Source organism: Paraburkholderia heleia NBRC 101817 (genome assembly GCF_000739775.1).
Classification (GTDB): Bacteria; Pseudomonadota; Gammaproteobacteria; order Burkholderiales; family Burkholderiaceae; genus Paraburkholderia; species Paraburkholderia heleia.
The window spans coordinates 26,636-52,161 of record NZ_BBJH01000035.1; the positions used below are offsets into that span (position 1 = coordinate 26,636).

Annotated in this window: 21 protein-coding genes and 2 pseudogenes; 4 read left to right on the top strand and 19 right to left on the bottom strand. The window is 61.9% G+C overall.

The window, feature by feature from the left end:
* Window positions 1-197 precede the first annotated feature (197 nt).
* The 3 genes and pseudogenes from BHE01S_RS39700 to BHE01S_RS25985 all read left to right on the top strand — a co-directional run.
* Window positions 198-323: pseudogene (locus tag BHE01S_RS39700) on the top strand (DUF4148 domain-containing protein); the annotation flags it as partial.
* 126 nt (window positions 324-449) lie between these two features.
* On the top strand, window positions 450-1,238 hold the full coding sequence (locus BHE01S_RS25980; protein ID WP_042268909.1) for an alpha/beta hydrolase: 789 nt from the start codon (window positions 450-452) through the stop codon (window positions 1,236-1,238).
* 148 nt (window positions 1,239-1,386) lie between these two features.
* The gene (locus BHE01S_RS25985) at window positions 1,387-2,577 is read left to right on the top strand and encodes an MFS transporter (RefSeq protein ID WP_042268910.1); all 1,191 of its coding nucleotides are present in this window, start codon (window positions 1,387-1,389) and stop codon (window positions 2,575-2,577) included.
* Between the two features lie 83 nt (window positions 2,578-2,660).
* On the opposite strand, the gene tssJ is transcribed toward BHE01S_RS25985, so the two are convergent.
* The 14 genes and pseudogenes from tssJ to BHE01S_RS26040 form a co-directional block, all read right to left on the bottom strand.
* Window positions 2,661-3,164: a type VI secretion system lipoprotein TssJ gene (tssJ, locus tag BHE01S_RS25990; protein ID WP_042268911.1), complete on the bottom strand. Its 504-nt coding sequence runs from the start codon at window positions 3,162-3,164 to the stop codon at window positions 2,661-2,663.
* Window positions 3,165-3,178: 14 nt separating this feature from the next.
* Window positions 3,179-5,038, bottom strand: coding sequence for a type VI secretion system baseplate subunit TssF (gene tssF / locus BHE01S_RS25995; protein ID WP_052406119.1), 1,860 nt, complete (start codon window positions 5,036-5,038; stop codon window positions 3,179-3,181).
* Window positions 5,035-8,595, bottom strand: coding sequence for an ImcF-related family protein (locus BHE01S_RS26000; protein WP_042268912.1), 3,561 nt, complete (start codon window positions 8,593-8,595; stop codon window positions 5,035-5,037). The genes tssF and BHE01S_RS26000 overlap by 4 nt, the downstream gene beginning before the upstream one ends.
* Window positions 8,561-9,907 (bottom strand): hypothetical protein, encoded by a 1,347-nt coding sequence (locus BHE01S_RS26005; protein WP_042268913.1) that lies wholly within the window; start codon window positions 9,905-9,907, stop codon window positions 8,561-8,563. The genes BHE01S_RS26000 and BHE01S_RS26005 overlap by 35 nt, the downstream gene beginning before the upstream one ends.
* Window positions 9,907-10,167, bottom strand: coding sequence for a PAAR domain-containing protein (locus BHE01S_RS26010; RefSeq protein WP_042268914.1), 261 nt, complete (start codon window positions 10,165-10,167; stop codon window positions 9,907-9,909). Before BHE01S_RS26010 ends, BHE01S_RS26005 begins: the two co-directional genes overlap by 1 nt.
* A 106-nt stretch (window positions 10,168-10,273) precedes the next feature.
* Window positions 10,274-10,807: a hypothetical protein gene (locus tag BHE01S_RS38055; protein ID WP_157025648.1), complete on the bottom strand. Its 534-nt coding sequence runs from the start codon at window positions 10,805-10,807 to the stop codon at window positions 10,274-10,276.
* Window positions 10,808-11,015: 208 nt separating this feature from the next.
* Window positions 11,016-11,681 (bottom strand): hypothetical protein, encoded by a 666-nt coding sequence (locus tag BHE01S_RS37125; protein WP_084069229.1) that lies wholly within the window; start codon window positions 11,679-11,681, stop codon window positions 11,016-11,018.
* A gap of 18 nt (window positions 11,682-11,699) precedes the next feature.
* Window positions 11,700-12,590 (bottom strand): hypothetical protein, encoded by an 891-nt coding sequence (locus BHE01S_RS26015; RefSeq protein WP_042268915.1) that lies wholly within the window; start codon window positions 12,588-12,590, stop codon window positions 11,700-11,702.
* Entirely contained in the window at window positions 12,590-12,823 is a 234-nt protein-coding gene (locus tag BHE01S_RS26020) for a DUF2345 domain-containing protein (RefSeq protein WP_407669552.1), read from the bottom strand. The genes BHE01S_RS26015 and BHE01S_RS26020 overlap by 1 nt, the downstream gene beginning before the upstream one ends.
* A gap of 96 nt (window positions 12,824-12,919) precedes the next feature.
* The gene (locus BHE01S_RS38060; protein ID WP_157025650.1) at window positions 12,920-13,393 is read right to left on the bottom strand and encodes a hypothetical protein; all 474 of its coding nucleotides are present in this window, start codon (window positions 13,391-13,393) and stop codon (window positions 12,920-12,922) included.
* Window positions 13,390-15,699: a M23 family metallopeptidase gene (locus BHE01S_RS26025; protein WP_052406121.1), complete on the bottom strand. Its 2,310-nt coding sequence runs from the start codon at window positions 15,697-15,699 to the stop codon at window positions 13,390-13,392. Before BHE01S_RS26025 ends, BHE01S_RS38060 begins: the two co-directional genes overlap by 4 nt.
* On the bottom strand, window positions 15,699-18,038 hold the full coding sequence (gene vgrG / locus BHE01S_RS26030) for a type VI secretion system tip protein VgrG (protein ID WP_245639864.1): 2,340 nt from the start codon (window positions 18,036-18,038) through the stop codon (window positions 15,699-15,701). Before vgrG ends, BHE01S_RS26025 begins: the two co-directional genes overlap by 1 nt.
* A gap of 764 nt (window positions 18,039-18,802) precedes the next feature.
* Window positions 18,803-19,189: an MAPEG family protein gene (locus tag BHE01S_RS26035; protein ID WP_042268918.1), complete on the bottom strand. Its 387-nt coding sequence runs from the start codon at window positions 19,187-19,189 to the stop codon at window positions 18,803-18,805.
* A gap of 24 nt (window positions 19,190-19,213) precedes the next feature.
* Window positions 19,214-20,496 (bottom strand): annotated as a pseudogene (locus BHE01S_RS26040) (sensor domain-containing diguanylate cyclase).
* Between the two features lie 221 nt (window positions 20,497-20,717).
* Between BHE01S_RS26040 and BHE01S_RS26045 the strand changes: the two are divergent.
* Window positions 20,718-21,152, top strand: a complete 435-nt coding sequence (locus BHE01S_RS26045; RefSeq protein WP_042268919.1) for a phosphate-starvation-inducible protein PsiE — start codon at window positions 20,718-20,720, stop codon at window positions 21,150-21,152.
* A 38-nt stretch (window positions 21,153-21,190) separates the two neighbouring features.
* Here the strand turns inward: BHE01S_RS26045 and BHE01S_RS26050 are convergent, their stop codons facing one another.
* Genes BHE01S_RS26050 through BHE01S_RS26070 form a run of 5 tightly spaced genes read right to left on the bottom strand, consistent with a single transcriptional unit; the run spans window position 21,191 to window position 25,433 of the window.
* The gene (locus BHE01S_RS26050; protein ID WP_042268970.1) at window positions 21,191-22,012 is read right to left on the bottom strand and encodes an IclR family transcriptional regulator; all 822 of its coding nucleotides are present in this window, start codon (window positions 22,010-22,012) and stop codon (window positions 21,191-21,193) included.
* A gap of 54 nt (window positions 22,013-22,066) precedes the next feature.
* Window positions 22,067-22,795, bottom strand: coding sequence for an SDR family NAD(P)-dependent oxidoreductase (locus BHE01S_RS26055; RefSeq protein ID WP_042268920.1), 729 nt, complete (start codon window positions 22,793-22,795; stop codon window positions 22,067-22,069).
* 27 nt (window positions 22,796-22,822) lie between these two features.
* A complete protein-coding gene (locus tag BHE01S_RS26060) occupies window positions 22,823-24,124 on the bottom strand; it encodes an MFS transporter (RefSeq protein WP_042268921.1) in 1,302 nt (433 codons plus the stop codon).
* Window positions 24,125-24,177: 53 nt separating this feature from the next.
* The gene (locus tag BHE01S_RS26065; RefSeq protein ID WP_042268922.1) at window positions 24,178-24,915 is read right to left on the bottom strand and encodes an SDR family NAD(P)-dependent oxidoreductase; all 738 of its coding nucleotides are present in this window, start codon (window positions 24,913-24,915) and stop codon (window positions 24,178-24,180) included.
* Complete coding sequence (locus tag BHE01S_RS26070) at window positions 24,912-25,433, bottom strand: 2,4'-dihydroxyacetophenone dioxygenase family protein (RefSeq protein ID WP_042268923.1); 522 nt, start codon at window positions 25,431-25,433, stop codon at window positions 24,912-24,914. The genes BHE01S_RS26065 and BHE01S_RS26070 overlap by 4 nt, the downstream gene beginning before the upstream one ends.
* Window positions 25,434-25,526 lie beyond the last annotated feature (93 nt).

The window sequence follows — 25,526 nt, forward strand, 5'->3', positions numbered from 1 at the left end:
GTCGGGAGCTTTTTGTAGCGCAATGTATCTGCGCGCAATTCGGACACGTTCATATGCAAACCGCGCCCCAAATGGAAACACGGCAGATACATCCGGACGTTCAAATACACCTACGCCAGCTCGATTCACCACTCGGGCTGGACCGAACCCGGGTTGAACCCGATCGCTGTCTTCCTCATTCCTCTTTGGAGAACGTCATGAAAGCCCTCAAGCTCCTCGCTCTTGCAGCTCTCGCCGCCGCCCCGGTTGTTTCGTTCGCCCAGTCGAACGAGCCTGTCACCCGTGCCCAGGTGCGCGCCGAACTCGTGCAGTTGCAGAAAGCGCATCGCGCCGCAAACGCCCAGCGCGCCGCGCAGGACGACGTTCCCGGCCTCGGCCCGATCTACGCGCATTCGTAATCCGCCTTTCCCAGCCCACCGAACAACCCGATAAGAGAAGAGAGATAAACGATGGCTTCGATCAAGCGGATTGTCACGTCCGTGGCGCTCCTCGGCGGCCTCTTCGCGCTGCAAGCGGCGCACGCCGCGCCGACGCGGGACCTGAAAGGCACCAACGTCGTGCTGGTGCACGGCGCATTCGCCGACGGTTCCAGCTGGAACCGCGTGATTCCGTTGCTCGAAGCGCGCGGCCTGCACGTCGTTGCCGTGCAGAACCCGCTCAGCTCGCTCGCGGACGACACGGCCGCAACGAAGCGCGTGATCGGGCAGCAGAAGGGCCCGGTGGTGCTGGTCGGCCACTCGTGGGCAGGCGTCGTGATCAGCGAAGCGGGCAACGACGGGAAGGTGAAGTCGCTCGTGTACGTGGCGGCCTTCGCGCCCGACAACGGCCAGTCGATCGCCGATATCACCCAGGGCCAGCCGGCCGCGCCGTGGGCGAGCGAACTGCGCAAAGACTCGGCGGGCTACCTGACGCTCTCCGACAAGGCGATTCGCCAGGACTTCGCGCCCGACCTGCCGCCCGCGCAGCAACGCATCGTGGCGGCCACGCAGGGCCCGTGGTTCAGCGGCGCGCTCTCGCAGAAGGTCACGCAGGCTGCGTGGCACGACAAGCCTTCGTATTTCGTCGTGACGACGCGCGACCGCATGATCGACCCCGCGCTGCAGGAATCGATGGCGAAGCATATCGGCGCGAAGGTGACGCGCGTGAACGGCAGCCACGTGTCGATGCTGAGCCAGCCGAAGGCGGTGGCCGACGCGATCATCGACGCGGCGGAGCACGCGCAGCAGGACGCAAAGTAACCGGCCCGCGCCGGCCGTCGAGTGGGGCCGCTTCCTCTGGGCGGCCGTTCGCCTGCCACCGTCATCGCACCCGAGGAGCACCTGAATGCAGCGCTGGGTACAGGGACTGATACTCTGCACACTTCCGTCATCGTCCGGAATTCCCGCCGTGCGCCCATTCAGTGCCCTCGTCATGCTCGTCGGCGTCCTGCTCGCATCGGCAGGTTATGGCGCGACGTTCCTGTTCTCCATGCACGTGCGTGCCATTGGCGGCAACGACATCAACACCGGCGTGGCGCTCGCGGGCGCCGCGCTCGGCACCTTTGTGGGCGTCTCGCTCACGGGTTGGGTTGCCCAGCATGTGGGCGCGGCGCGCATGGCGGCGCTTGCAGCGCTGTGCGTGGGTGCGGGCGTGGTGAGCTTCGCGCTCGTCGAGCACGTGAGCCGCTTCGAGGTCGTGCCCGGCTTCCTCGTGGGCTTGGGCTGGGGCGCGTTCTGCCTGGCCGCCCCCATGGCGCTCGCCGAGCGCACGAACGACGCCGGGCGCGGCCTCTGGTTCCTGCGCTTCGCCACCATGCAGATGACGGGCATCGGCGCCAGTCCGGCGCTCGCGGGCTTCGCGATCCGCTTCTGGCGCATGCCGCTTGGCGGCGTGCTCTACACGATCGGCGGCCTGTGCGTGCTGGCGGCCGCGCTGCTCGAACTGTTCGGCCGGCTCGCGCCGCACGTGCGCTCCACGTCCGCGGCGCAGGAGCCGGCATCGCCGGACCCATGGCTCCTGAAGATGGGCGTGATCGTCCGCACCCGCGCGGTGTATCCCATCGTCATCATTGCGCTGGGAGGCTGCGTGTTCTCGGGCCTCATGACGTTTCAGATGTCGCTCGTGCAAGGCACCGGGGCGAAAGCGACGACCTTCTTCAGCGTCTACACGGTGACGGTCATCGCCTCGCGCTGGCTGCTCGCGCGCGTGGTCATCAAGATGCGCTCCGAAACCGCGACGAAAGTGCTGCTCATCATGATGGTGATGGGCAGCGCGGCGATGTTCGTCGTGCCGTTTCATGTGCTGTTTCAATCGGCGGCCGCCGTGCTGCTCGGCACCGGGTACGGGCTCGCTTACCCGATCGTCCAACTCCAGGCCGTCAACGACTCCATTGCCGCGCACCGCCGTGCCGCGCTCACCTGGTTCGTCGCGGCGTACTTCGTCGGCGCGTTCGGCTTTCCGAGCGTCGGCGGCTGGGTGCTGGTGCACGGCGGCCGTGCGGCGCTGCTTGCGCTCATTGCTGCGTGCGGACTCGCCGCGCTCGCGCTGGCGGTCCTGCGCGACCGGCGGCGTGTCGAGACGCTATCGGCCAGCGTCTGAACAGGCCCTGGCCATTCTCAATTGCCAACGAACCGGAGGGATCGTGACTGAACTATGGCGTTTGTCCGCAACTGAACTCTTCCTCATTTTTGCCGCTCCGTATCGAGTTCGAGATTGCGCTCAGCCGCCACCAGCCTCACCGGATCCGTCTTCTTCCATTGCGCTTTCGGGACCAGTACCGACCATTCGGCGTTGGTCGTGTCACGGAAGAACGCCGCCACGCCCACATAGTTCGCCTCATCGCCGATCGGTTCGGAAATCTTCAGCGTCTGGCCCGGCCCCAGCGTCAGATCCCTGCTCCAGAGCGTTGCCGCCTTCAGGGCGTCCGTGCCCGAGAGCAGTTGCGCATAGGTCGCCGTCGAGAAGGGCTTGTCATCGCTGAGCTGGTAGATGCGCAGCACCACCGGCAGCGATGCCCCTTCTCCATTCTGGTTCAGCGCGCTGCGCGCGGTGATGACAAGGTCCATCTGCTTGACCCTGGTCTCGAACACCGCCTTCGTTGCGCTCACGGTGCCGTCCTTCACCGACTGCCACGTGCCGCACGCGCCGAGCGTCAGCGCGAGGGCGACGCCTGCCGCACCCTGCATGATCCGGGTACGCGTCAGAATGGCGCTCCGTTGAAATCGGTGCGCGGATAGACCGTCTCCTCGCCATCGATGGTCAGCAGCAGCTGCACGGAGCACTGCACGCTCGCGTAGCGCCCCAGAAAGTGGTTCAGCACGTCGCCGAACAGCACGGCGTCGCCCGGCCCGGCGAAACCACCCGCGTCAAGGCCGACGTGGATGCGCACGACCCGCAGCACGTAGCCGCGCTGCAGGACCTGGTCCAGGGAGAAGTGCACCGTCCGGATCGCGTCGATGCGCTGGGGGACCGCGTCGTCCACCGTCCAGTCGTAGAGTTCGAGCACCTCGCGCAGAACGGGCGCGCCTTCCCCGAGCATCTGGTTGAATTCGTTCTCGCCATTCGCAGTGAAATGGCCCAGCGCGCGCCACTCGTAGCCCGGAAAATAACGCGGCGGATACTGCGGCAGGCTCGGCCCCGTCAGGTTGCGCACCGACGCGATGCCGGTGAAGCCCGATACCGCCTCGGTAATCGTCGCCTCCGAAAGTGCCAGGCGCGGCAGGCGTCCGTTGTTCGCGAGGGCACGCACCGTCAGATGACGGTCCGGCTGTGGGCGGTCCTCGTCATCCCCGGCGTAGCGATACGTCCCCGCCCAGAGCTGCCCCGCGAGCGTGACCCACACCTCCCGGCCCAGCGCCCCGTAGCGCATCGCGGTATGGAAATACCGCTCTGGTTTCTCGTAGCGCAGCATCCAGCCACGATGCCGGAAGCTCGTGAACGCCCGATAGGCATGCCGGGCGCTGCCCTCCGGATCGGCCGCGGTCACGGACAGCACGTCGTAAGGCTCGACGTGGTCCTCCACGGCGGCCTGCACCCGCACGCGGTGCCCGGTATCGTTCCAGTCAACAGGCTGCAGCGGCAGCGCATCGACCTCAAACACGTTGATCACGGGCGTGCAGAAGAGGCGAAAGCTCTCGCGCCCCACCGGCTGGTCACCGGGCATGCGCCCTTGCAGCTCGATCTCGAAGGTCATCCGTGTTTCCCCCGCCGGCACCAGCGTGCTATCGAAGCCGCAGAGGTCGACGAAGTGGAATTTCTGCGGGAACACGAAATACTCCAGCAGCGTCTGCTCGCGGTCGAGTTGCTGGTTGCGCTCCGGGTTCGTCACCGGCCATAGCCGTGTCGACGGACCGAATCCCGCCGCCTCGAAACGTACGCCTTCGAGCGGCAGCAGTTCGCCATTGCGCACCGACGGCAGGCGGAGGTTGATTCCCGCAATCTGGCGCGTGAGCGCCGCGTACAGGGCGGCGGCCGCGGGCCGCTCGCCATGCAGGTACAGGCGGATGCGCGACAGGTCCACGTGCTCGCGCTGGTCCCCGAACCAGAGGCCGAGAGTCAGGCGGATGACCGTGCGCCCGTCCGCGCGCACCGCCACCTCTGCGTCCTCGACCGACAGCGGCAGCAGTTCGACCGCCTGCGTCGTGCGGAACGGGCACTGCACCCCATCGGCGCCGACAGGCGCCGAGCGCACCACGGCCCCGGCGGGAATCTGCGCCATGGCCGTATTCCGGCGATTCAGGGGCGTGCATTCGATGACCGACAGCGACGGGATCGCCCGTGCCATGTGCTCAAAGAGGTTGTCGAGCAGGCCCTCGGTCACCTCCGGCATGGCGTCGTCGAGCTTCATGCGCAACCGTGCCATGAGGAACGCAAAGGCCTCGTTGGCCGCCCGGACCTGGTCGTTCTCCTGGCCATACTGCATGCCCAGGCGCCGCGCGGCCTCGGGCTGATCGCGCACGAACTCGCGGCCAGCCTCGCGCAGGTAGCGCATCTCGGCGTCGAAATATCGCAGGAACGGATTACCACCGTCCTGCTGGAACTCTTTCCACGATGCGGTCATGGCATTAACTCCGGTGGCAGGGGCGGGAGCATCGGTGCGGCACCACCCTTGCCGATGACAAAAATCCTTTCCGGCATCTGGAAGCCACGCAGCTTCAGCAGTTCGAGCGGACCGGTTCCAACCTGCGTGCGCAGCACGTAGCGCAACGGGTCGCCATTCGCATCGTTCCATGTGAGCTCGTAGCGGGTACTGTCCAGTGGCTTCACATCGGCTTTGGCGAGCAGGCGCAGAAATGCCCAGTCGCCCGTCGAATCGAACGCCTGCCTCAGGCCCGCGTTGAGTGCCTGCCATGTCAGACCGGCATGCCCGTTCAGGCCGTCGCCGGGCCATGCGAGCGGCGTCCAGCTTTCCTGCTGGTTGAAGTAGACGATCTGTGTGCCATCGACCGACAGTTCCGAGCGCGTCACGTTCGGCGTCGGCAAGGCCATCATCTCGAAGCGCTCGTTCGCATCGCCCTTCACATAAAGCTGCGCGCCTACGGTCGATAGCTGGCGCAGGCCGGCAAGGAACTTCGGATCGAACTGCAATGCCTGGGGCGCCAGTTCGTTTGGCGTCCAGTGATCGCCTTCGAGCTTCAGTACGCCCGCGAGTTGTGTCGAGATGAAGCGGGCGATCAGGCCGGTGTCGGGGCGCACGAAGCGCCCGAGTTCGGCGAAGGACGCATCGGCCTGCGTGTCGAAGAACGGATAGCGTCCGCTCATCGCGGCGCTGAACGGTGCGGCCACGCTTGCGCGCCACGCCTCGTTCAGGCTCGCGGCAGCCGGTTGCAGGATCGTCTGCCACGCGGCTTCGAGTGGCTGCGCAAACGCCGCGTTGCCAAAGCCCGCCCAGGCGGCACCGAGGCTTGCGGCTGTCAGCGCCGCGTCATCCCGTGCCTGCGACAGCTCCGAGAGCTTGCCCTGGAAGACCGCCTGCGCGAGCGAGCGCGCCATCGCCTGCGAGTCGGGACTGCCCGCGATCTGCTGCAGCTTCAGACGCATCGTCGTGACCGCAGTCAGATAGCGCGACAGGCTTACACCGTTCAGCGCGATGTTCGCCGGGGCGCCTGCCTTGCTGTTTGCGCCGTTCGTCGCTGCAACGCCCGTCTCTCCCATCAGGGCGAGCAGCGGTCCGAATGACTTGTCCAGCGGATTGACGGCTGGCGGATTCGCGTCGTCGCTGTTGCCGATCAGGCTCTGCGCCTTGCGCACCAGCGTATCGGTCAGCGCCTGCGAGGGACGTCCCGCCTGTGCCTGGTACTGTACCGACTTCATCAGGGAGATGAGTGGCGAGGTCTGCGCGTCGGCCAGACGCGCGAGCTGGTCGATCGCGCCGTTCAGGTTCGATGCCGCTAGCCACTGGAGGCTGTTGAGCATGGTCTGCCAGGCGGCGGTGTATTCCGCGAAGTACCGTGCAGTGAGCCGCTGCTTCAGTTCTTCGGCCGCCCGCTTCTCGTCGATCGCGGCGGCGGTTCGGATCGCCCCCTGTGCGAGCGTGTTGCCGATGGTCTGCGATGGCTGCGCGCCGGTCAGCACCCAGTCGCCGCTGACGCGCCGCTCGTTCGCCGCCCTGTCAATCGCGTCCGCGATCATGCCGTCCCACGCGGCGCGGGTGTAGATGCCCGGCACCGTCTGCGACGTCGTGAACAGCCCGTGTGCATCCGCGCCGTTGAGCAGCGTTTCGAGCGACGCGTCTGCGTACTTGCCTTTGACCTCGTCGAGGATGCTTTGGTACACGGTGTCGTCGGCGGACGCCAGTCCCATCTGCGTGACCAGCATGTTGCGGGTTGTGCTGACGAGACTGCTGTCGGGTGTGATGCGCCATTCTGGATGGGCTTTCAGGTGATCCGCGTAGAAGGCTGCGAGCCGACCGCCGGTATCGTCGCGCTCGCCTTCGGACATGTCCACAGGGCGTCGCCACAGGGCAACCAGTGCGCGCCGGAGGAACGTCGCATCGGCGCGGGCGGGGTCTCCGAGCATCAGGTAGGTCTTCAGCGCGTTATAGGTGCTGCCGCGCGTGTCCTGCGATTGCAGCGCATCGGCGCGGGCTTCCCCTGCGGCCTTGAGCAGGTCCGTGATGGTACGTACGACCGGTGCCTGCAGGTTGCGTGTTGTCGCGATCCCGTACGGATGCCAGAGCGCCGCAAGGATGTCGTCGTTGCGCGACAGGCCCGCGCGCAGGTACCACGGTGCGCCGTGCTGCTGGCGGTATTCGAGCTGTTCCATCAACTGCTGGAGCGCGAGCTGGGCGCGCCAGGACTCGGCGGTTTGCGGTTTTGCCTCGACGGCGGTCTGCGCGGTCTGATCTGCCTCGCGCACGAGCTGCCGGTTGCCGATGACGGAGACCGTCATCCACACACACCAGGCGATCGCCGCGGCGATGACGAGCGTAGCCAGCGCGTTGGGCCAGTAGAAGCCGACGCGACGGCCCCGGTAGTTGGGCGACCCCGCCGCGATCTCGCGCCACACCGGTAACAGCGCAGCGGGCTGCACACGAACGACCGTGACTGCCGCCGGCGTGTCGACAGGCACGCCGGGCGTCCCGTCGCCGTTGGCTACCGGCACCGGTACGACGGTCGGTCCTGGAAAGACCGGCGCAAACATGATGCCTGCCAGCGGCGCGCGCAGCCAGTTCGACGCAGCCAGCGTCCGCAGGCGATCGACGATGCGCCCGCAATGATCTCCGACGTACTTTGACACTTCCATCAGCCAGGTCACCCGAAGGTTATTCCCGGTGCAAAGGTGTACGCCCGCATCCGCAGACCTCTGCTCGACCTCGTTCAGCAAATCCGGCAGCCTGGCGGCGGCCTCGTGCGCCTGCCGGCGCGAATCGTTCGGCATGAACGCGCCCACCGCGTCGAAGCGTTCGGACGGACTACCCTTCGCCTCGACTGGATGCAGGAACGTAACGGGCGCGGCCCAGCCCAGCGCGGTGGCGATGCCCGAGAGTGCGCGGGGTAGTTCGGTATCCATATCGTCGGCGCGCGCGACGTGGACGACGCCATCAACCGGGCTCCGGCGGCGCAACTGCCGGAGCTGGCCGAGCCACTTCGCCGCCTCGATGCCGTCTGGCGATGCGTGCACAAGGACGGTTTCGCCCACGTGCATGACACCCGCCTGTTTTAGGCCGGGCGCGACCTGATCGACCCGCTCGTCTGTGCCGTTCACCAGCAGCCAGCGCAGGCGGCCACGCCAGAACCAGCCGTGCGAGACGCGTAGCTCGTCGTACATGCGTTGCAGACGGGCGTCGCGTTTGAGCGGCTTCGGCGGTTTCGTCTGGTCGCCTGTCTCCCTGCGAAATAGCCGCCCCGCGAAGGCGTAGGCACCGACGAAAAACAGGGCGAGGTGAAGGGCGACGACGACAATCAAGGCGATGAGGATGGCGATCACCACCTGCATGCGCGCCTCGCCGGGCGCCAGATCGAAGAGGTCGCCCCGGAACCACACCAGGCCAGTCGCGACAGTGGCGACGATCAGGGCAGCGACCAGCACCCCCCAGAGCGCGACGCGTCCGGATGGTCCAGACTCCGCCACGGAAGCCGGGTCAAGCGGTCGCAGGTTCAGTTTCGGATCGGTCATGCACGGAGTGTTCAGGCGAGGAAGGATCCTTCCCGGGTGCGCCGGGCAGGACATGAAGAATGGCGGACTGCACGCCACCGATAATCAGTTGCGGCCCATCCACAACGCCGCATTCAATGGCGGCCGCCACGGACAGCCAGCCGCTGGCGCTGCCAAAATCGCCAACGATACGGGCCGGCTCGCATTGGGCCTCGCTCTTCGCGATGGCATCCAGGTTCGCGATGCGCAGCCCCCGGTTGCAGCGTTCGACGGCGCGCGTGATCCACGCGCGCGTCACGGCGGCGAAATCGGCCTTGCCCCATAACACCGCATTGGCGAAGCAGTACTCGATCTCGTCGGCCTTGCCCTCGACAGGGCGATGGAGGCGCGCCATCACGGGCACGTCTTCAGGCAGGCGATAGAGGCCAGCATCGAGCAGCACGGCGAGACATCCCTCCGTGCTGCCGACGGCGGGCTGTCCGTCATGCCAGGCGGCTGCGACCACGAGCAGTGGCCGCGCCTCGCGCGCGTCGAGCCAGGCGTCGGCCAGGAGGAGTCCCTGCGAGGCGGGCACCGCCTGCACAGAAAGCGGCGGCAGGCCAGCCAGGTGCAGCGCGTCGCGCACCTGATGCTCGCGCAAGGTTTCTTCGCCGGACTCAGCCAGGACACGCACCTGGGGCCAGTGAGCCGATTCGTATCGCGTGAGCGCATGCAGGCTCGTGGTGAGCGGTTTGAGCGCATCAGCCATCTTGAGCGCGAGCAGGGCAACCATCTTGGCCGGCGGCTGCTCTGCCGCTTCCGTGTCTCCGGTTTCGGTGCCAGCCGCAATCCGCGCGAACGGATCCATTACCGCAGGCGCCTCGACCGTCAGCGCCTTCTCTTCGAAGCGGCAATGTTCGATAACTGCGGCACCCGACCGCGGGAGTTGCTGTCGTGGCAACCGCACGCCGGCGGTTATCGCCTGCGCAAGCGTCTGGCCGCTCAGGGGCAGACAGCAGCCGACACCCAGCACCCGCAGCGGCTTCTGCGCGAAGCAGATGCGCTGCGCAAGCCACCGGTCACGATGACGGTTGCGGTGGTACGCGCGATACCACATGGCCTCATAGCCAGCTCGATCGATCGCGAAGAGCAGCCCGAAGATCCCGTTCGGAATCCCCACAACACAGAACCAGAACCACGCACCGCCCGCCCGTTCGCCCTTCGGCCACAGCAGCAGCGCGATAGCGGCTCCGAGCACAGCGCAGGCAAGCCAGATGCAGAACCACCATGGCCAGAAGCGCGGACGGCGCGGGTAAGCGCTTGGCTGTCCCGCCGAGGAGAGATCAACTGGCATTAGCCGAAGTTCATGTTGGACAGCGACGACAGCAGGCGGCAGCCGCATGCGCAGCGATGGTGATGCATCGCGAACAACTTGCCGTCGCGGTCGGGAAACTTGGCCATGCCTTCGTCGATGACGGTCGGGCCGTGCCGTTCACACACCGCTGCATCGCCCTTGCGGGCCTGTGGCTTGCCCATGAAAACGGTCCATGGGGAACCGCCGGTGACTTCGCCACCGTATTCGAGTTTGTCGCCTTTGCGGATTGGGGATTTCATTTTAAGAAGCATCGCCTTATTTGGATAGAATTGAGTGCAGACCACCTAATGAAACGATGCGTCGTTTTTTAAGGCATACAAGATATTTATAGGTGCCACCACAACATCAGTAGCAGGTTGACGATCCAAATTTGATTACAGAATTTGGTACACGAACCCCGGAAGCAAAATTCCCAGCATCCTCATTCTTGCAAAATTTCTTCGATTCCGGTACATATAAATACGCACTCGTATGATTCACATCAACATCAGCCGCACCATTGGAATGAACCCGCAGCCGAACAACAATCGCCTGGCTACCGTCACCCACAAGATCCTTAATTATCGGATAAGACACCACCTTACATCTATCGAATGAATCAACGATACTATAATCATCGTTAGTTTCATTAAAATCCACCACTCCACACCCGTCTCCCTTATCCCGAAGCATAATTAAATAATGTTTACCCCCTTCATCCCACGAAATGAACTTTCGCTGCGGGAATAGTTTATAGCCATCACCTGTCAAATGCTTAGCCACATCAGGCGGAATCGCCTTCACGAAAGATAGTGTCGGCGCAACCTCTTGTTCTGAAGCATTGACAAGACAGCTCACAGCGAACAGTGAAAAAGAAACATAAATCGACAATTTCTTCATACTTTATGCCTTCACGTTTTCCAGATCCACTACAATCCCCACGTTTTTGCTCGGAGGCTGGTCACTTCACGGCCATGTTCACCTTATCGCCAAATATCCGATACGCTTTTTGTGTTTCTGTCCAGCGTAATGGCGGACTGTTCACGTCGAACGGGTTAACAATTTTGCTTACAGCGCGCACGTCTGCCCACGGCACCGTTCAACATAGTTACGGAAGTTCGTATTGAGACGCCTGCTTACCATCTCGGAATTCCGAAATTGCGTCCGGAGGCAGGCGCAGAGAGGGAAAGCACGCTGCAGATGCATCCGGTGCAGCGTAGTAAAGGATGACAGAACCATCTGGCTGCGGCGCGAATGTGATCGGAATATTCATCAATTCGGTTTCCCAGCCTGTACCGTCAAGACAGGCCCCGCTATTTTTGTTTGCTTGCCTATAGCTTGCCCTGGCTGAACTACCGAGTTCCGGCCGAAGGAACAGATGTCCATCCTGCCTTGTCGCTATGTTATAAATCTGACTTAAATCGAATCGCTTTCCAGTTATTTTATGAAATGCGAGTCCATATTGGTATGACGATGAGTGTATTCCATCGCAGATCATAGATTCTGATACTTCTAATACTGCTATCTTGCTCGTATCTAGAATTTCCTTTATGGAGGCGTTGTATTCTCCGACAGCCTCCATCCCTTTCGCATTCCCCAAGCAATCTTGCGCATCGGACGCAATACGCATTCTTAGCGCGTGAAGCGATTTATTCAACGCAGGCGAGGCGTTCTGGATAGTCGGAATTGGACCTATTTTCGCAGCGTCAGATTTAGCATAGACGAAAGAAGTTATCAGGGGAGCAAGCAACACAAAAATTCTGAAATTTTTCATATGCTTAATATTCTCGTTTCAAGCCGGGTTTTGCGGGTTAAAGTCTACATACACGTGCGAAACCGCCGCGGTGCCTCCCCACGTCGGCATTTGATGTGGATGAGAAACAATTCGCTGCCTTGCGAAGTTTAGCGTCTCACTCGTTGTCGATTCGGTCGTGTCGCCGCGATATCGAAGCAAATAGGCTGCGTACTGCTGCCTTTCGTCGTACCCATTTCCACCCCCATTTACCAAAATCGACATTCGTCCGACCGTGACAGTAGTGATCCCCATATCGGCAATCCGCAAGATGTTCGCGACACCCATGAAATGCTTCCAGATCCAAAAGAAGCCAGCGCTATCGCACGCATTCGAACTTACGGAAACGACAATATCCGGGTCGTACCGCGGGTACCATTGCCGCATGTCAGTATGCGTATGCCCACGAGAATCAACGGTTGGTGGTCCGGACCAGTGATGACTCGATGTCTGTGTAATCCTGGGATCCGCATAATGTCCGGTATTGTTGGACAAGAATCCTCGAAATTTCCCATAGTCATCGTAGAGCGATGGCCACGTAAGCTGCATCAGTCCGCGACCATAGAATGCTTGGTAGTATGGCGAGTTGGCGTCGCTGACCTTCTGCCAACCCATATAGGACAGGAAATCCGCGTCCGAGAACTTCTGGATCTTTGAGTCATTTATATCGATATAACCCACCTGACCCGTAGCCCAGGTGACTTTCATCCAGGTCACGCGCACATCCTCGGCGAGCGTCTTCTGTGCGGCCAGGATGCGGCCAAAACGCAGCAGCTCGTAGATACCATGGGCACATTCGAACCTGTCAACGGCGTCAATCATCGGATCGGGGTAGGTGCCGGATGGGGCCGCAAGACCTGTCTCGGGCAAGAACGGTGGGCTGATGATCATTATTGTGTGTGGCTGTATCTGGGGTTGGGCTGGTAGTTGCTCACGGGCAGCTGCGGCAGGGTGATAGCCGTATTGCCCGGCCCCTCAAACGTGAACGATGCCGCCTTGATGCGGAACTCACCCGGGCAGGTAAAAACGACATTGCCGTTCTCGATGGTCATTGACGCACCCCCGCTGGCCACCATCGCCTTCGTTTTGGCGTCCACGAGTACGTTCGCGCCGGCGCTCGACACGCGCAACTGCTGGCTTGTGGTCGCGATCAGGAAACTTGGCCGCGCCTTCGTCGATGACGGTCGGACCGTGCAGATCGTAGATCGCCAAGTCAGTTGCTAATTTTTACATTGCTGCCTTGAAAAATGTGGCTCCGATATCGGGTCGAATGATTTAATTTTCAACTTTTTTATATCCACGATATCAAATCCGAAACGGCTAGAAATAAATGCCGAATTTTGGTCGGAGCTAATCGCGACATCATATATCCCTCCACCATATGTTCTTTCCATAATCATGTTCAACTTCGGTCTCAAAAGATAAATTGAAAGAAATTCAGATTGAGGGCCTCGAAAGTCTATTTTGTTTGGCACTCCATAAACAACCAAACTCCTTCCATCCAAAGAAAAAACGCCCGCATCAATTCCATGATCAATTTTAACTACCCCTAGTTTTTTTCCGTCCATCTCGACGAGCATCTCGGCTCGACCAGTGGCCCGTGCCGAATACCTTCCATCGCAAGATCTAACGACTTGCGCGCGAGCGTTCGACAGAAAAATTCCCAACAAAAAAAGGAGAAAATATTTCTTCATATCTTATCCCCCAATATTCGATACGCTTTTTGTGTTTCTGCCCAGCGTAATGGCGGACTGTTCACGTCGAACGGGTTAACAATTTTGCTTACAGCGTGCGATGCCGCTTCTGAGATGCCAATATCCGCAGCCTTTTCGACAGGATAAAGCACACAAAAGAAGCCCGCAGTATCAACGCAAGAATACGTATCATTTCCCGCCAACTCGGGATTATTTATAACTGGACCATCGCCGGGCGGATGCTTGCTGAACCAGGCATGGTTGTATGAGTTGCCATCAAGCCAACCCCTAAAGACCCAATATTCGGAATAATTATATCGTCCAGTAAGCTGCTTGAACCCCCGCCCACGGAATTTCACCCCATCACCGGCACTTGTATTGCCCAGTCCAATATTATTTTCATAATGATGAAAATATGCAACAAAATTTGCCGGCGCATGCAGATAACCGTTTGATTCCGGCATAATTGAGGCGTTGTTGGTCTTAACAGCAATGGGCACCCCAACATTCCCCTCGCGAATTGCCATCATATAATACGATTCAACTGCAATTTGCCCAAAAAAATGGGGCGTGCGTACCGAATTGTGGATGCCATATTTCCTAAAGACACGATTGATCGCACCACGATACTTTTCTCGATATTGCTCCCCAGTCTTCTGCACTGCGATGTAATTTGATTCAGAGTAAATTTGCGAAAGCTCATCCTTGCTCAGCCAGCCGCATTTCCTGAAGTGCCGTACAAACGCGAGGGGGTGAAAAAAACATAGCTTTTGCCCGGTTGGCAAACCAGTTTTGTCCCAGAATTGCACCTCCTTCAAATACTTGAGGAAATCGTTGTAGCCCTTGTTGTTACCTCGGTAGAATCCGCCCTCCTCGAGCAGCTTCGTATACCGTTCCTCGTTGTGCGTACTGTCCCATTCGCTCGGCGCGTTACAGACAAATCCGCGTAGCTGCTGGCGCACCTGATCGTTGTTTTTCACGTAGTTTGAAAGCGCGTTTGCTTTCTGCACTTCGGCCGCTTCTACTAGTACCGCTGGCTGTTCATTATCAGTCGCGGCCTTGAGGATTTTTTTCAATGCCTCCACGTCGCACAGTCCGTCGCTATCGAACGGAGTGTTGCCGTCGCTAATCTTCTTCCATCCCATGGAGAACAGAAAATCCGCGTCCGAGAACTTGTGGATACTGGAGTCGTTGATATCGATGTAGCCCACCTGGCCGGTAGCCCAAGTGACTTTCATCCAGGTCACGCGTTGATTAGGTATGTTTGCGGCTTGCGCGTTGCTAGACGATGCTACTTGGGCTGGAGGGGGCGAACTAGCTGCCGGATCCGCCAATGTGGGAGACGTCGAAAGAATACGTCCAAAGCGCAGCAGTTCATACCCATCGCTTGGACATGTTGAATAAAGCGCCTTGGCACGCTTGTACAGTTCGTATTCGTAGCCCTTTTCCTCGACGGGCTGCGGCGAGAGCAGCGTGCGCGTGCCATCCTGTGCGACGCTCCAGACGTTGGTGTATTTGGAGCCACGACTAAAGTACGTCTCCACAAGAAGCGGCAAACTGTTCGAGCCCTCCTGCCCAAGCTCGAATTCAATGCCACGCAGCTTGTTCTTGTGGTGGGCGTCAGTAACCGTCCCCGTCGGCAGGCGGAAGAACCTGCTGCCTGCCGGAATGACGAAATACGCATGCCCCCACCAGTCAGTGCCAGTCGGTGGGGTAGGCGTCACGTTGCCAAGTTGCGTGCGCCCGAAATATGCGTCGAAATCCGCAGGCAGCATGAAGATCTCGAAGTGCAGATGCGGCATGCCCTCGTACTGTCCGAGCCACCCCAGTACGGCCTTGCGCCTGACCTTCAGATTTGCATTGCCCTGGACTGCCGGGGGCACCTGCGCACCGGGATCACCCGTCGGTGTGCGCAGGAATTCCGGCAACTCGTTGGCGTTCGCGCTGTGCTGCTGATATTCCGCCAAGGGTAGCAGATGCATGTAGAGCGAATAGAACGTCAGCGTGCGGCCATCGCCGGTCTCGGTCGTGTGTTTGAGCAGCACAAAGCCCGTATGGCTCGCGCCGTCGTCAATCGCGTGCTGGCAGACCCGGTAGGCAACGACCTCGCCATCGGCGATCGCGTGCACCTTGCCCTTTGTATCCGGCTGAAGATGCACGCCACAATGCCAGCGCCGGTCGAAGGCGATCGGGTAGATACCATGGGCACATTCGAACCTGTCAACGGCGTCCATCATCGGATCGGGGTTGGTGCCGGACGGGGCCGCAAGACCTGCCTCGGGCAAGAACGGTGGGCTGATGATCATTATTGTGTGTGGCTGTATCTGGGGTTGGGCTGGTAGTTGCTCACGGGCAGCTGCGGCAGGGTGATAGCCGTATTGCCCGGCCCCTCGAACGTGAACGACGCCGCCTTGATGCGGAACTCACCCGGGCAGGTGAAAACGACATTGCCGTTCTCGATGGTCATTGACGCACCCCCGCTGGCCACCATCGCCTTCGTTTTGGCGTCCACGAGTACGTTCGCGCTGGCGCTCGACACGCGCAACTGCTGGTCGGAGAAGATGTCCATGGCGGCGCCCTGGGCCTGCATTTCGATCTTGCCCTTCGAGAAAATCTTGATGCCGAGCTTGTGCGCGCACAGCGAAATCAGTTCGCCCGCTGCCATGCGCAGGCGCTTGACGACGCTCACGTCCATGTCCTGACCCGCCGTGACGATCACGTTCTGGCCCGCCGAATGCTGTGCCGATTTCGGTGTCACGAACGCCATGCCGCCCGGAGCGCTGGCCAGCAGCCCCGCGTCGCGAAGCTCGTTCAGCCCGTCCAGGAGAACGGCCTGCGTGGCCCGATCCGCTGGCTCGGCATTGGCCTGCGTCGTCGCAGCAGCCAGCTCCTTCACGCGCTGCAGCGCGGCCTTCAGCTGTGCGACCGCGGCGGGCATGTCGAGGTGCGGCGTATCGGCTCCGGCCGCCGCGTCCGCCGAGAAGAACAGGCCCTTCGCCGCGCGCATCGTCCCCCACGATTTCGTGGTAGCCTCGAAGCCCTCTCCGCGAGGGAGCTTTTTGCTGTTGAGCAGGTAGCCCTGGTTAAAGGCCGTCTGGCTGTACACCGTCGCGATGCGCGCGCTTTCCTTGTCCCGCAGATCGTTGAACACGATCTCCGCGCCGAGCAGCGGCGCGCGCCAGATCGAGTAACTGAACAACGCATCCGAGCCACGCACCGGATCCTGATGGGAATGGTCGTGCAGGGCGCCGCTGATATGAAGGCGATCCACGTCCCCATGAGCCGCCTCGAGCATCACCTCGGTTCCCGGCAGCAGGGGCGAATGGAACCCGCCCTGATACGATGACGAGGGGCGCAGCAGGCGTAGGCTCAGCAGCCTGTTATCGGCGTTGCCCGAGCCCTGCAGGAACTTCGGCAGAACCGGGTAGCGACCGAACTCATCCAGGAAGGCATACGGGGTCGAGTCCAGGGTGCCAACGACGCCAACAACGGGGCCACCCAGAAAACGCCAGTCCCGCTCGTAGGCGAATTCAGGCCGGTAGGTCAGGTGCGCGGGCATCGCCTTGAACCGTGTATAGACCGGCTTCGTGCGGCTGCCCTTCATCCTGAACGAGGTCACCACGAAGCCGTATTCCGCGCTGGGCATCGTCGCGTTGGTCAGCCTGATCACGACGCCCGGTGCGATGCCTTTCGCGTCGGTCCTGCCCGCGAGCGTCACCTGACGCGCTACCTGCTCGTCACGTCGCGCCTGCGCGAGCGCTTCGCCTTGCCCCTGCGTCAGGTGAAACTCCGTGCTGCAACTGATCTGGCCGAACACCGAGCGGTCGTCCGCATCGTCGGAGACGTTCGCCGTGGCCCGCAGCGGATCCTCCGGCGTGCGGTAGTTGCGCTCCCATACCTCGATGGTTGCCGCCACGAGTTCGCGCTGCTCGTGCACGGCCTGCGCCGCCTCGTGCCAGTTGCTGTTCAGGCCCGACCCGGCCAGCAGCGGCAGGTTGACCGACCGGATGTACGCGCGCGGGTTGTCCGCGAAAACGAGGATGTCGAGCAGCCCGTTCTCGCCGCGCTCCTGCCGATAGAACCAGAAAATGCCCTTGCGTTTCGCATGCCGCGTGATGAAGTTCCAGACGGACTCCTCGTACATCACGACCTGCTCCATCTTCTCCTGCGGCCCTTCGAGATGGAACTCAATGTCGAAGGCGTCGAAGTTCTGGCCGTCCACCATCAACTGGCGGACCATTTCCTCGAACGTGACATTCTTCATCACGTCGGATCTGATGATCCGCTTGCACAGGGCGGCAAAGCGCGGCTCGAGGCGAATCTGGTAGGCGGCCTCGTCACGGCTCGTGCGGATGCGCTTCCAGCGCGTTGCCACGCCATTGAGGGTGGCCGCTGCATGGTCGACGGGACTCGTCCAGCTCGCCGAGGGCACCGATGCCCGCTCGTCGACCTGCAGGCCAGCACGCAGCCCCACATAGTCCTTGCCATCAAGATTGAGCTGTGGCGACGTGACCGTGATGTCGACCTTGTAGTCCTTGCAGAGCCCGCCACGTACCCTGAAGTCAAGCACATCGAGCTCAAGCGCCCGCTTGCCGATCCAGATTCTGAAATGCTGGGTGAGCCGCGCGCTCGGGTGGCGCAGCACATCCGTGAAGTTCTTTGTCACAGCATTCATGCGCCATCCCTCTTCCTGTCCGCCTGAATGGAACGAAGCGGAATCATTGCCGTTGCGATTGAACGTGCCGCGAACGGAAGAATCTAGGACCGCAATGCAGACAGGTCAATCGGACTGGCGGGGCGGCGTGTCGAATATCCAACGTATTTGTCAAATGGCTAGAACTTTGGATTCCTATCATTTTTTGAGATGGAATTACGTGATAGCGGCTGCAGATCGTCTGGCGACGCACAGGTGGTGCGAGTGGGTCCAGCGGGGGAAATGGCCAGATCTGCTGTTCGTGACCACGTAGCGCGGTAATGAGGAGCGTGGCGTCGTCGCGGGCATGCGCCTCGAGGCGCTCGGCGACCTGACCGCGCATCGCCAGCATGTCGCCCCGCGTTTCGTTCGCGTCAGGACGTGCCGCCAGGCGCATGAGACCTGCGTATCCTCTTCAACCTGAAGCATATAGGTCGGCAACCGAAACTGACTGGGCCGGACATCTCTGTGCCGCAACCACATGGGTCCGGTCATGGGTCCCGGCATCCCCAACGCCCTTAACGAACCGGGCGCGTAACTCATCGTTTTGCATTTCTCGCGCGATCTGCCTGCTGCCGCGAAGCCAGATGAGATTTCTGGCGAGCATGGGATCCACGCTCTGCCCGGTGGCGATCTGCCGGTCAACCCCGCGCTGCAACCACCAGGGCTCTCTTTATTGTCTTGTGCCGAACTCTATTGTCCGTTCACACCTCGGGTCAATGCAGCAATGCGACACTCAGCGCGATACCTGCCGCATAAGTGCCGATCGCACCGAGAAATCGTGCGGGATTGGGTTTCGCCATCGTAGGAAACGCGATCAGCCCGACGACGAGCAGGCACCGGCAGAAAGTCGCCGCCAGGATCAGCGCGAGTGTCGCGGGCGAGGGCGAGTGTGCGCCCAGATAGAGAAACAGCACGGCCAGGAAGGGCGCATATTCGGCCGTGTTCGCGTGCGCGCGAACGAGCTTGTGCAGCAGGCGTGCCGGGTCTGGCGCGCAACCCGAGAGCGCGCCTTCGCGAAAGCGCAGCATGGAAATGCTCGCGCCGAGGCCAAACAGCAAAAGACCCAGCACGGCCACACAGGCCAGCGCGATTCTGTCCATTAGAGACTCCTTGGCGAAAGGGGGCTAGCCGACTTCCACGCGGTTGCGTCCGTTGTCCTTCGCTCGATACAGCGCGAGGTCCGCGCGCTTGACGAGCGGCCCCAGATCGCGCTCGCCCGGCAGTCGCTCGGTCACGCCAATGCTTACCGTAAAAGGAACGGGTTTGCCCAGCCGCCAGGTGTGTTCGAAATTCTGCTGCTCGATTGCGAGCCGCAATTCTTCTGCCGCCGCCGTTGCCTTCCCGATATCGGAGTCGGGCAGCGCAGCGACGAACTCCTCGCCGCCCCAGCGGGCGAACACGCCGATCCGGCAGTCGGAGTTCATCACGACCTTGGCGAGGACGCGCAGCACTTCGTCGCCGATGTCGTGTCCGTAGCTGTCGTTGATCTTCTTGAAGTAGTCAATATCGAGAATGAAGACGGAGAGCGTGTTGTCCGATTCCAGAAGCTTGTCGACGGTGTCGGTGAATTCACGGCGGTTCGGCAGGCCGGTCAGCTCGTGGTGACGGCCTGCTTCTGGAGCAGGTCCATCAATTGAACGCGGTCGGTGATATCGCGAATCACGGCGGTGAATTCGATCAGCCCGCCGACGTTGATTTTCGAAATCGCAATTTCGACGGGCAGCAGCGACCCATCCCGATGCAGCCCATACACGCGGTTGCGCTCGTCCATCTGGCGCGAGCGCACCGGCGAGCGCGCGAACTGGTGAACGTATTGCGAATGATTGGGGCGGTAGCGCTCGGGCAGAAGGTCCGTAATCGGTTGCCCGAGCATTTCCTCGGCGGAGTACCCGAACAGGTTTTCGGCGGCGCGATTGAATAGCGTGATGCAATGCTGCTGGTCGATCGTGATGATGGCGTCGTAGGCCGCGTCCACGACCGAACGAAAGCGCGACGTGCTGACTTCCAGTTCGTGCGTCAGCAACATTTTCGTGGTGATTTCAAGGCCCGTTACCATGATTTCGAGCACGGAGACACCGCTTTCGGCGTGGCGTATCGGCTTCAACGACAGGCGCCACCAGTGCGTTCCGTCCCTCAGGTCGTATGCCTGCTCGAGTTCGCGGGCAACGCCCGATTCGAAGCAGTCGGTCAGCTTCTGGCGGAATTCGGTTCGGGCGTAGTTGGGAATGAGCGAATCGAACGATGCCGGAAACGATTTGATCGCGCTGCGCCTGCCGCCCGTCATTCGCATGAAATGGTCGTTGCAGGCCGAAACCACGAACTGGCCCCGCTCGTCGCGGCCGATCATGGCCACGCTCGCAGCGATTTCGTCGACGAAATCGCGCATCATGTTCGACCAGTCGGCCATCGAACCTCCTTTGCCGGTTGCCCAATACACTGGCGATATAGTAATCCGCATTGCGCGGCGGCGACGGGGCAATGTCGCCCCCTGGACGTTCTCGAACATGTCGAAGTCCGCAGCCCTGATTCCGCTGCGCAGGCGCGTCCGCGCGGATTTTTTTGCGCATTTTCGTACTTTCATCTTGTCGCGCTACTATTGCCCTACCGTGTCATGGGGAAACCGCGAAGATGAAGTACGAGAACGCTCTGCAGCGAGCGATCAAGGGGCGCCTCGAACGCGCCATGGAACTCGCCGAACTGTTCGGCCTGTTGATCATCGGCATTGGCACTGTGGCGGCTATGGGCGTGTTGATATGGCGCATGGTGCAATCGGACGGCGTGACGCTGACCGACCTGCTGCTGATGTTTCTCTACCTCGAGATCTTCGCCATGGTCGGGCAGTATCTCAAGGCGGGCCAACTGCCGGTACGCTTTCCGCTCTACATCGCCATGGTGTCGATTGCGCGGGACCTCATCCTGCGCGCGGGCGCGAACACGGAGCTGCATTTGCTGGCTTCCGCAGGCGCGATCGTGCTGATCGCGCTGGGCGTGCTGATCATCCGCTTCGGGCAGGCGAAATATCCCAGCAACACCGACGAGCGGCGCATGGAAGAGGCGAAGTAGCCCGCCCCGGCCAGACCTGCCGCCGTTGTGCCGCCAGGTTATCGCACGCAAACCGGGCCGAGCCGCGCGGCAATCGTGCGGCACGCGGCGAGCAGCGGTTCGATATAGCTGCGCTGCGCATCTTCCTGGCGGCGAAACATCGGCATGCTGACGCTCACGCAGCCCACGGCGCGGCCATCGGCGCCGAGGATCGCCGCGCCGTAACACCAGATCGATTGCTCGTTTTCCTCGCGGTCTTCTGCGTAACCGCGCTGCGCCGTGAGTTCGATCTCGTCGCGGATCGCGCCGAGGTCGGTCATCGTATGCTCGGTGAAGCGCACGCGCGGCGCCTGCGCGAGCAAGGGCTCGCGCTCGGCCGGCGTGAGCGTGGCGAGCCAGGCTTTGCCGACCGAACTCGACGTGAGCGCCACGCGCGTGCCGATACGCGAGGCCATGCGCACGGCGTGCGGACTTTCGAGCTTTTCGATGTACACCATGGCGCCGTCGCTGGGCACGGCGAGATGCACGGTTTCCGAGGTGGTGTTGCGCAGTTCCATGAGCGCATCGACGGCGGCGATGCGCAGGTCGGAGCGCTCCCAGCTGCGGCTCGCGAGATTCACGAGACGCGGCCCGAGCGCGAACGTATTGCCGCCGCCACCGCCCACCGCCGCGACGAGCCCCTCGGCCTGCAGTGCGGCGACGATGCGATGCACGGTCGGACGCGGGTAGCCGCTCGCGGCCACGAGCTTCGCGATGTTCGGCGGCGTGCCGGCGTCGGCGATGAGCTGCAGCACGGCGATGAACTTCGAAAAGGCGGCCGTGCCGGCAACGCTCCTGGCGTCGCCGGGTTGGGAGGAGGCGGGGGAATCAGTGGTCGACATCGGAAAGCTTGCGGGCACCATGTGTGGCGCCATTATGCCCGCAATTTCAGGCCATCAGGCGCACAGATAGCCGCCGTCCACGGGCACGATCGCGCCCGTCATGAACGAAGCGGCGGGCGAGCAGAGAAACGCGGCCACATTCGCGACTTCTTGGGGCTGCCCCCAGCGCTTCATCGGCGTGCGCTCGAGTATGCCCTGCGAGCGGCCACTGTCGTCCTGCAGCGCCTGGGTGAGTGGCGTCGCGATCCAGCCAGGCGCAAGCGCATTCACGCGGATAGTGTCGCCCGCATAAGCAATGGCGAGTGAACGCGTGAGCTGCGCCACACCACCCTTGCTGGCGCTATAGGCAGGCACGAGGCCGCCGCCGAAGAAGCTCAGCATCGAAGCCGTGTTCACGATGCAGCCCGAAGAGGCCTTGAGCAGCTCGCGCGCGCTCGAACACACACGCATGGTGCCATTGAGATTGATGTCGAGCACGCGCTCGAACGTCTCGATCTGGTGCTCTTCGCCGCGGCTGATCACGCCCGCGCAGTTCACGACGATATCGAGCCGCTCGAAGCCATTAACCAGTCGCGTCACGTCTTCTGTCGAACGCACGTCGAGCGAGGCGCGCTGCACGCCGGCATCGAGTGCATCGGGCATGCCGGCGGGCGGCGGCAGACCGGCGGCCGTCGTGCGCGCGCCGAGTTGCGCGAGGCGGTTGGCGATGGCCGCGCCGATGCCGGAGTGGCCGCCCGTTACGAGCGCGACCTTGCCCGCGAGGCAGTTGTCCTTGAATGTCATGATACGTAATGCGAATGAATGGATGAATCAGGTGAGTTGGGTCGCGGCCGCCTGGCGCTCGCCTTCAGGCGCGACTTCCCTGACGACGAAGAGATAGACGAACGCCGCGGCGAACGCAACGGCTGCGCTGATAAGCAGGGCGTTCACGAACGAATGCGTCTGGTCGACCACGATGCCGGTGATGACCGGCGCAAACGAGCCGCCGAAATAGCCGCCGAAGTTCTGCATGCTGCCGAGCGACGCAACGAGATGGCGGGGGGCCGCGACGCTCACGAGCGCCCAGGCCGCGCCGCTCGACATGTTCACGAAGAACATCGCAACGGAAACATAGGTGATGGCGAGCGCGGTGCTTGGCGTGTAAGCGGCCGGTACGGTGAACGCCGCCGCGCCGATCAGGCCGACACACAGCGGCCATTTGCGGCTGCGGATGGGCGCCATGCCGCGCTTGAGCAGGTAATCCGAAATAAAGCCGCTGCTCGCCATGCCGATCGTGCCGAACACATAGGGAATGGCGACGAGCCAGCCCGTATGCGCGATGGAAATGTGACGCTCCTTCTCCAGATAGCCCGGCAGCCAGGTGAGATAGAGCCACACCATGTAGATCACGCCCATGAAGCCGAAGATCATGCCCCACGTGTTGCGCTGCTTGAGCAGCATACGCCATTCCGCAAAGCTCAGTGCGCTTTTTTTCGGGGCTTCGGTCGCACCGTCTTCGAGCCATGCGGTTTCTTCTGCCGTGAGCGTGACCTGATCGCGGTTGCGATAGACCCCATACCAGCCGATCGAGACGAGCACGCCCAGCACGCCCATGATGATGAACATCGGACGCCAGCCGAATGTGAGCATCAGCACGGTAAGCAGCGGCGGCGCGATCATCGGCGCGATGGTCGAGGAGGAGACGAACGTGCCGGTTGGCGCGCCGCGTTCGCGCACGGCGAACCATTCATGAATGACCTTGGCGCCCGCCGGAAAGAGCGGCGCTTCGGCTATGCCCAGCACCACGCGCGCCGCCAGAAAATGGTTGAGCGTCTGGATGAAACCGCCCGTGACCTGCGCAAGCGACCACACGAGCATGCCGAGCCCGAGCATCACGCGCGAGCCGAACCGGTCGAGCATCGCGCCCACGGGCAACTGCGCGAACGCATAGGCGAGCGAGAATGCCGAAAGCAGCAAGCCCATTTGCGAAGCGTTCAGATGCAGTTCCTCTGCCACCGAATGATTGGCGATGGAAAGCGTGCTGCGGTCCAGATAGTTCACGATGCCCGCTATCGTCAGAAAGGCGATGGCTATCGTCTGTGTGCGTTTGAGCCTTTGCGATTTTCTGATCATGGGTCGTCTCCTTTTGGCTGTTATCGTGTGGGTGTCTTCGGGCGCGCCGTGTATCAGTACGTGGCGCGGCCGCCGGAAAGATCGAATATCGCGCCTGTGCTGAACGTACAGGAATCCGAACAAAGCCATAGCGTGAGGTCGGCCACTTCGTCGACGGTGCCGAGACGCCCGAGCGGGCTTTTGTCGATCATCGTCTGTACGTGGGAGGGCGACATCTGCGCGAGCAGAGGCGTTTGGACGGCAGCGGGCGCAACGCCGTTGACGAGAATGCCTGTTTGCGCGAGTTCCTTGCCCAGCGATTTCGTGAGCGCGATTACACCGGCCTTCGCCGCGCTGTAGGCGGACGCGTTCGGCGTGCCTTCCTTGCCCGCGAGCGACGCCACATTGACGATGCGTCCCGAACCTGCGCGGCGCATGGCGGGCACAACGAAGCGGCAAACGTGATAGGTACGGACCAGATTGACGTCGACAATGCGTTGCCATTCGGCGGGGTCGCAGGCGTCGAGCGGCGCGGTCGAACCGGCGAAACCCGCGTTGTTCACGAGATAGTCGACGCGCCCGAATTCGGCGAGCGTCGCTGACAAGGCCGCATCGATCGTCTCCGGGCGCGTGACGTCGGCTTCGATGTGACGGGGCGCGTCTTGCGTATCCAGCGGGCCGGGAATGCGGTCCCAGTTGACCGTGCGTGCCCCGCCGCGCGCGAACGCATTGCAGATCGCGCGGCCGATTCCACCCGCCGCGCCGGTCACGACCGCCACGCGCCCCGCGAAATCGTACTGGGCGCGGCTCATCGGATGAACTGGTCCACGTAACTCTCGCCAAGACCCACCGCCGCGTAATGCTTGCGGCACATGTCGATCTTCGTGAACACGTCTTCATAGCCCGCGTAGCCGCCCCACGGATCGCAATAGAACATCACGCCGTTCACCTGGAAGCAGGTGATCATCTCCTCGACGTCGTCCGGTACGTAAAGCGTGTGCGTTTCGCCGGGGGGTTCGAACACGTAGCTGCCTTCGGTCGCTTCCCAGTCGTGCTCCAGATAGCGCCAGCGGCCCTTGAGCACCATGCCGTGAACGGCCTGTGGATGCCGGTGCCTGCTCAGGACACCTGATTTACGCACGCGCAGCAAATTCATCCAGTAACCCTGTGCCGTGTTCAGACACAGCGGGCGGAACCACACGTTCTCGGCCTGGGGCACCCACACGCGCTCGTCGATGGGAATGGCGTGGGGAATCACGATTTCCTGCTGCGCTTCCTTGGGGAACGGAAGCTGATACGGCGTCATGGGGGAATAGGTGTTGTCCGTCATCCGTCGCTCTTGTTTTGTCCACAATATGGACGCGAAGTCCACGATATGGTTCATTGTGCGCGAGGGATTTGATGTAGGTCAATGCCAGGGTTT

Bases quoted from the DNA above. Each gene is read 5' to 3' on its own strand.
- BHE01S_RS25980 (WP_042268909.1), top strand. From the start codon at position 450: ATGGCTTCGATCAAGCGGATTGTCACGTCCGTGGCGCTCCTCGGCGGC.
- tssJ (WP_042268911.1), bottom strand. From the start codon at position 3,164: ATGCAGGGTGCGGCAGGCGTCGCCCTCGCGCTGACGCTCGGCGCGTGC.
- tssF (WP_052406119.1), bottom strand. From the start codon at position 5,038: ATGACCGCATCGTGGAAAGAGTTCCAGCAGGACGGTGGTAATCCGTTC.
- BHE01S_RS26000 (WP_042268912.1), bottom strand. From the start codon at position 8,595: ATGACCGATCCGAAACTGAACCTGCGACCGCTTGACCCGGCTTCCGTG.
- BHE01S_RS26005 (WP_042268913.1), bottom strand. From the start codon at position 9,907: ATGCCAGTTGATCTCTCCTCGGCGGGACAGCCAAGCGCTTACCCGCGC.
- BHE01S_RS26010 (WP_042268914.1), bottom strand. From the start codon at position 10,167: ATGAAATCCCCAATCCGCAAAGGCGACAAACTCGAATACGGTGGCGAA.
- BHE01S_RS38055 (WP_157025648.1), bottom strand. From the start codon at position 10,807: ATGAAGAAATTGTCGATTTATGTTTCTTTTTCACTGTTCGCTGTGAGC.
- BHE01S_RS37125 (WP_084069229.1), bottom strand. From the start codon at position 11,681: ATGAAAAATTTCAGAATTTTTGTGTTGCTTGCTCCCCTGATAACTTCT.
- BHE01S_RS26015 (WP_042268915.1), bottom strand. From the start codon at position 12,590: ATGATCATCAGCCCACCGTTCTTGCCCGAGACAGGTCTTGCGGCCCCA.
- BHE01S_RS38060 (WP_157025650.1), bottom strand. From the start codon at position 13,393: ATGAAGAAATATTTTCTCCTTTTTTTGTTGGGAATTTTTCTGTCGAAC.
- BHE01S_RS26025 (WP_052406121.1), bottom strand. From the start codon at position 15,699: ATGATCATCAGCCCACCGTTCTTGCCCGAGGCAGGTCTTGCGGCCCCG.
- BHE01S_RS26035 (WP_042268918.1), bottom strand. From the start codon at position 19,189: ATGGACAGAATCGCGCTGGCCTGTGTGGCCGTGCTGGGTCTTTTGCTG.
- BHE01S_RS26045 (WP_042268919.1), top strand. From the start codon at position 20,718: ATGAAGTACGAGAACGCTCTGCAGCGAGCGATCAAGGGGCGCCTCGAA.
- BHE01S_RS26050 (WP_042268970.1), bottom strand. From the start codon at position 22,012: ATGTCGACCACTGATTCCCCCGCCTCCTCCCAACCCGGCGACGCCAGG.
- BHE01S_RS26055 (WP_042268920.1), bottom strand. From the start codon at position 22,795: ATGACATTCAAGGACAACTGCCTCGCGGGCAAGGTCGCGCTCGTAACG.
- BHE01S_RS26060 (WP_042268921.1), bottom strand. From the start codon at position 24,124: ATGATCAGAAAATCGCAAAGGCTCAAACGCACACAGACGATAGCCATC.
- BHE01S_RS26065 (WP_042268922.1), bottom strand. From the start codon at position 24,915: ATGAGCCGCGCCCAGTACGATTTCGCGGGGCGCGTGGCGGTCGTGACC.
- BHE01S_RS26070 (WP_042268923.1), bottom strand. From the start codon at position 25,433: ATGACGGACAACACCTATTCCCCCATGACGCCGTATCAGCTTCCGTTC.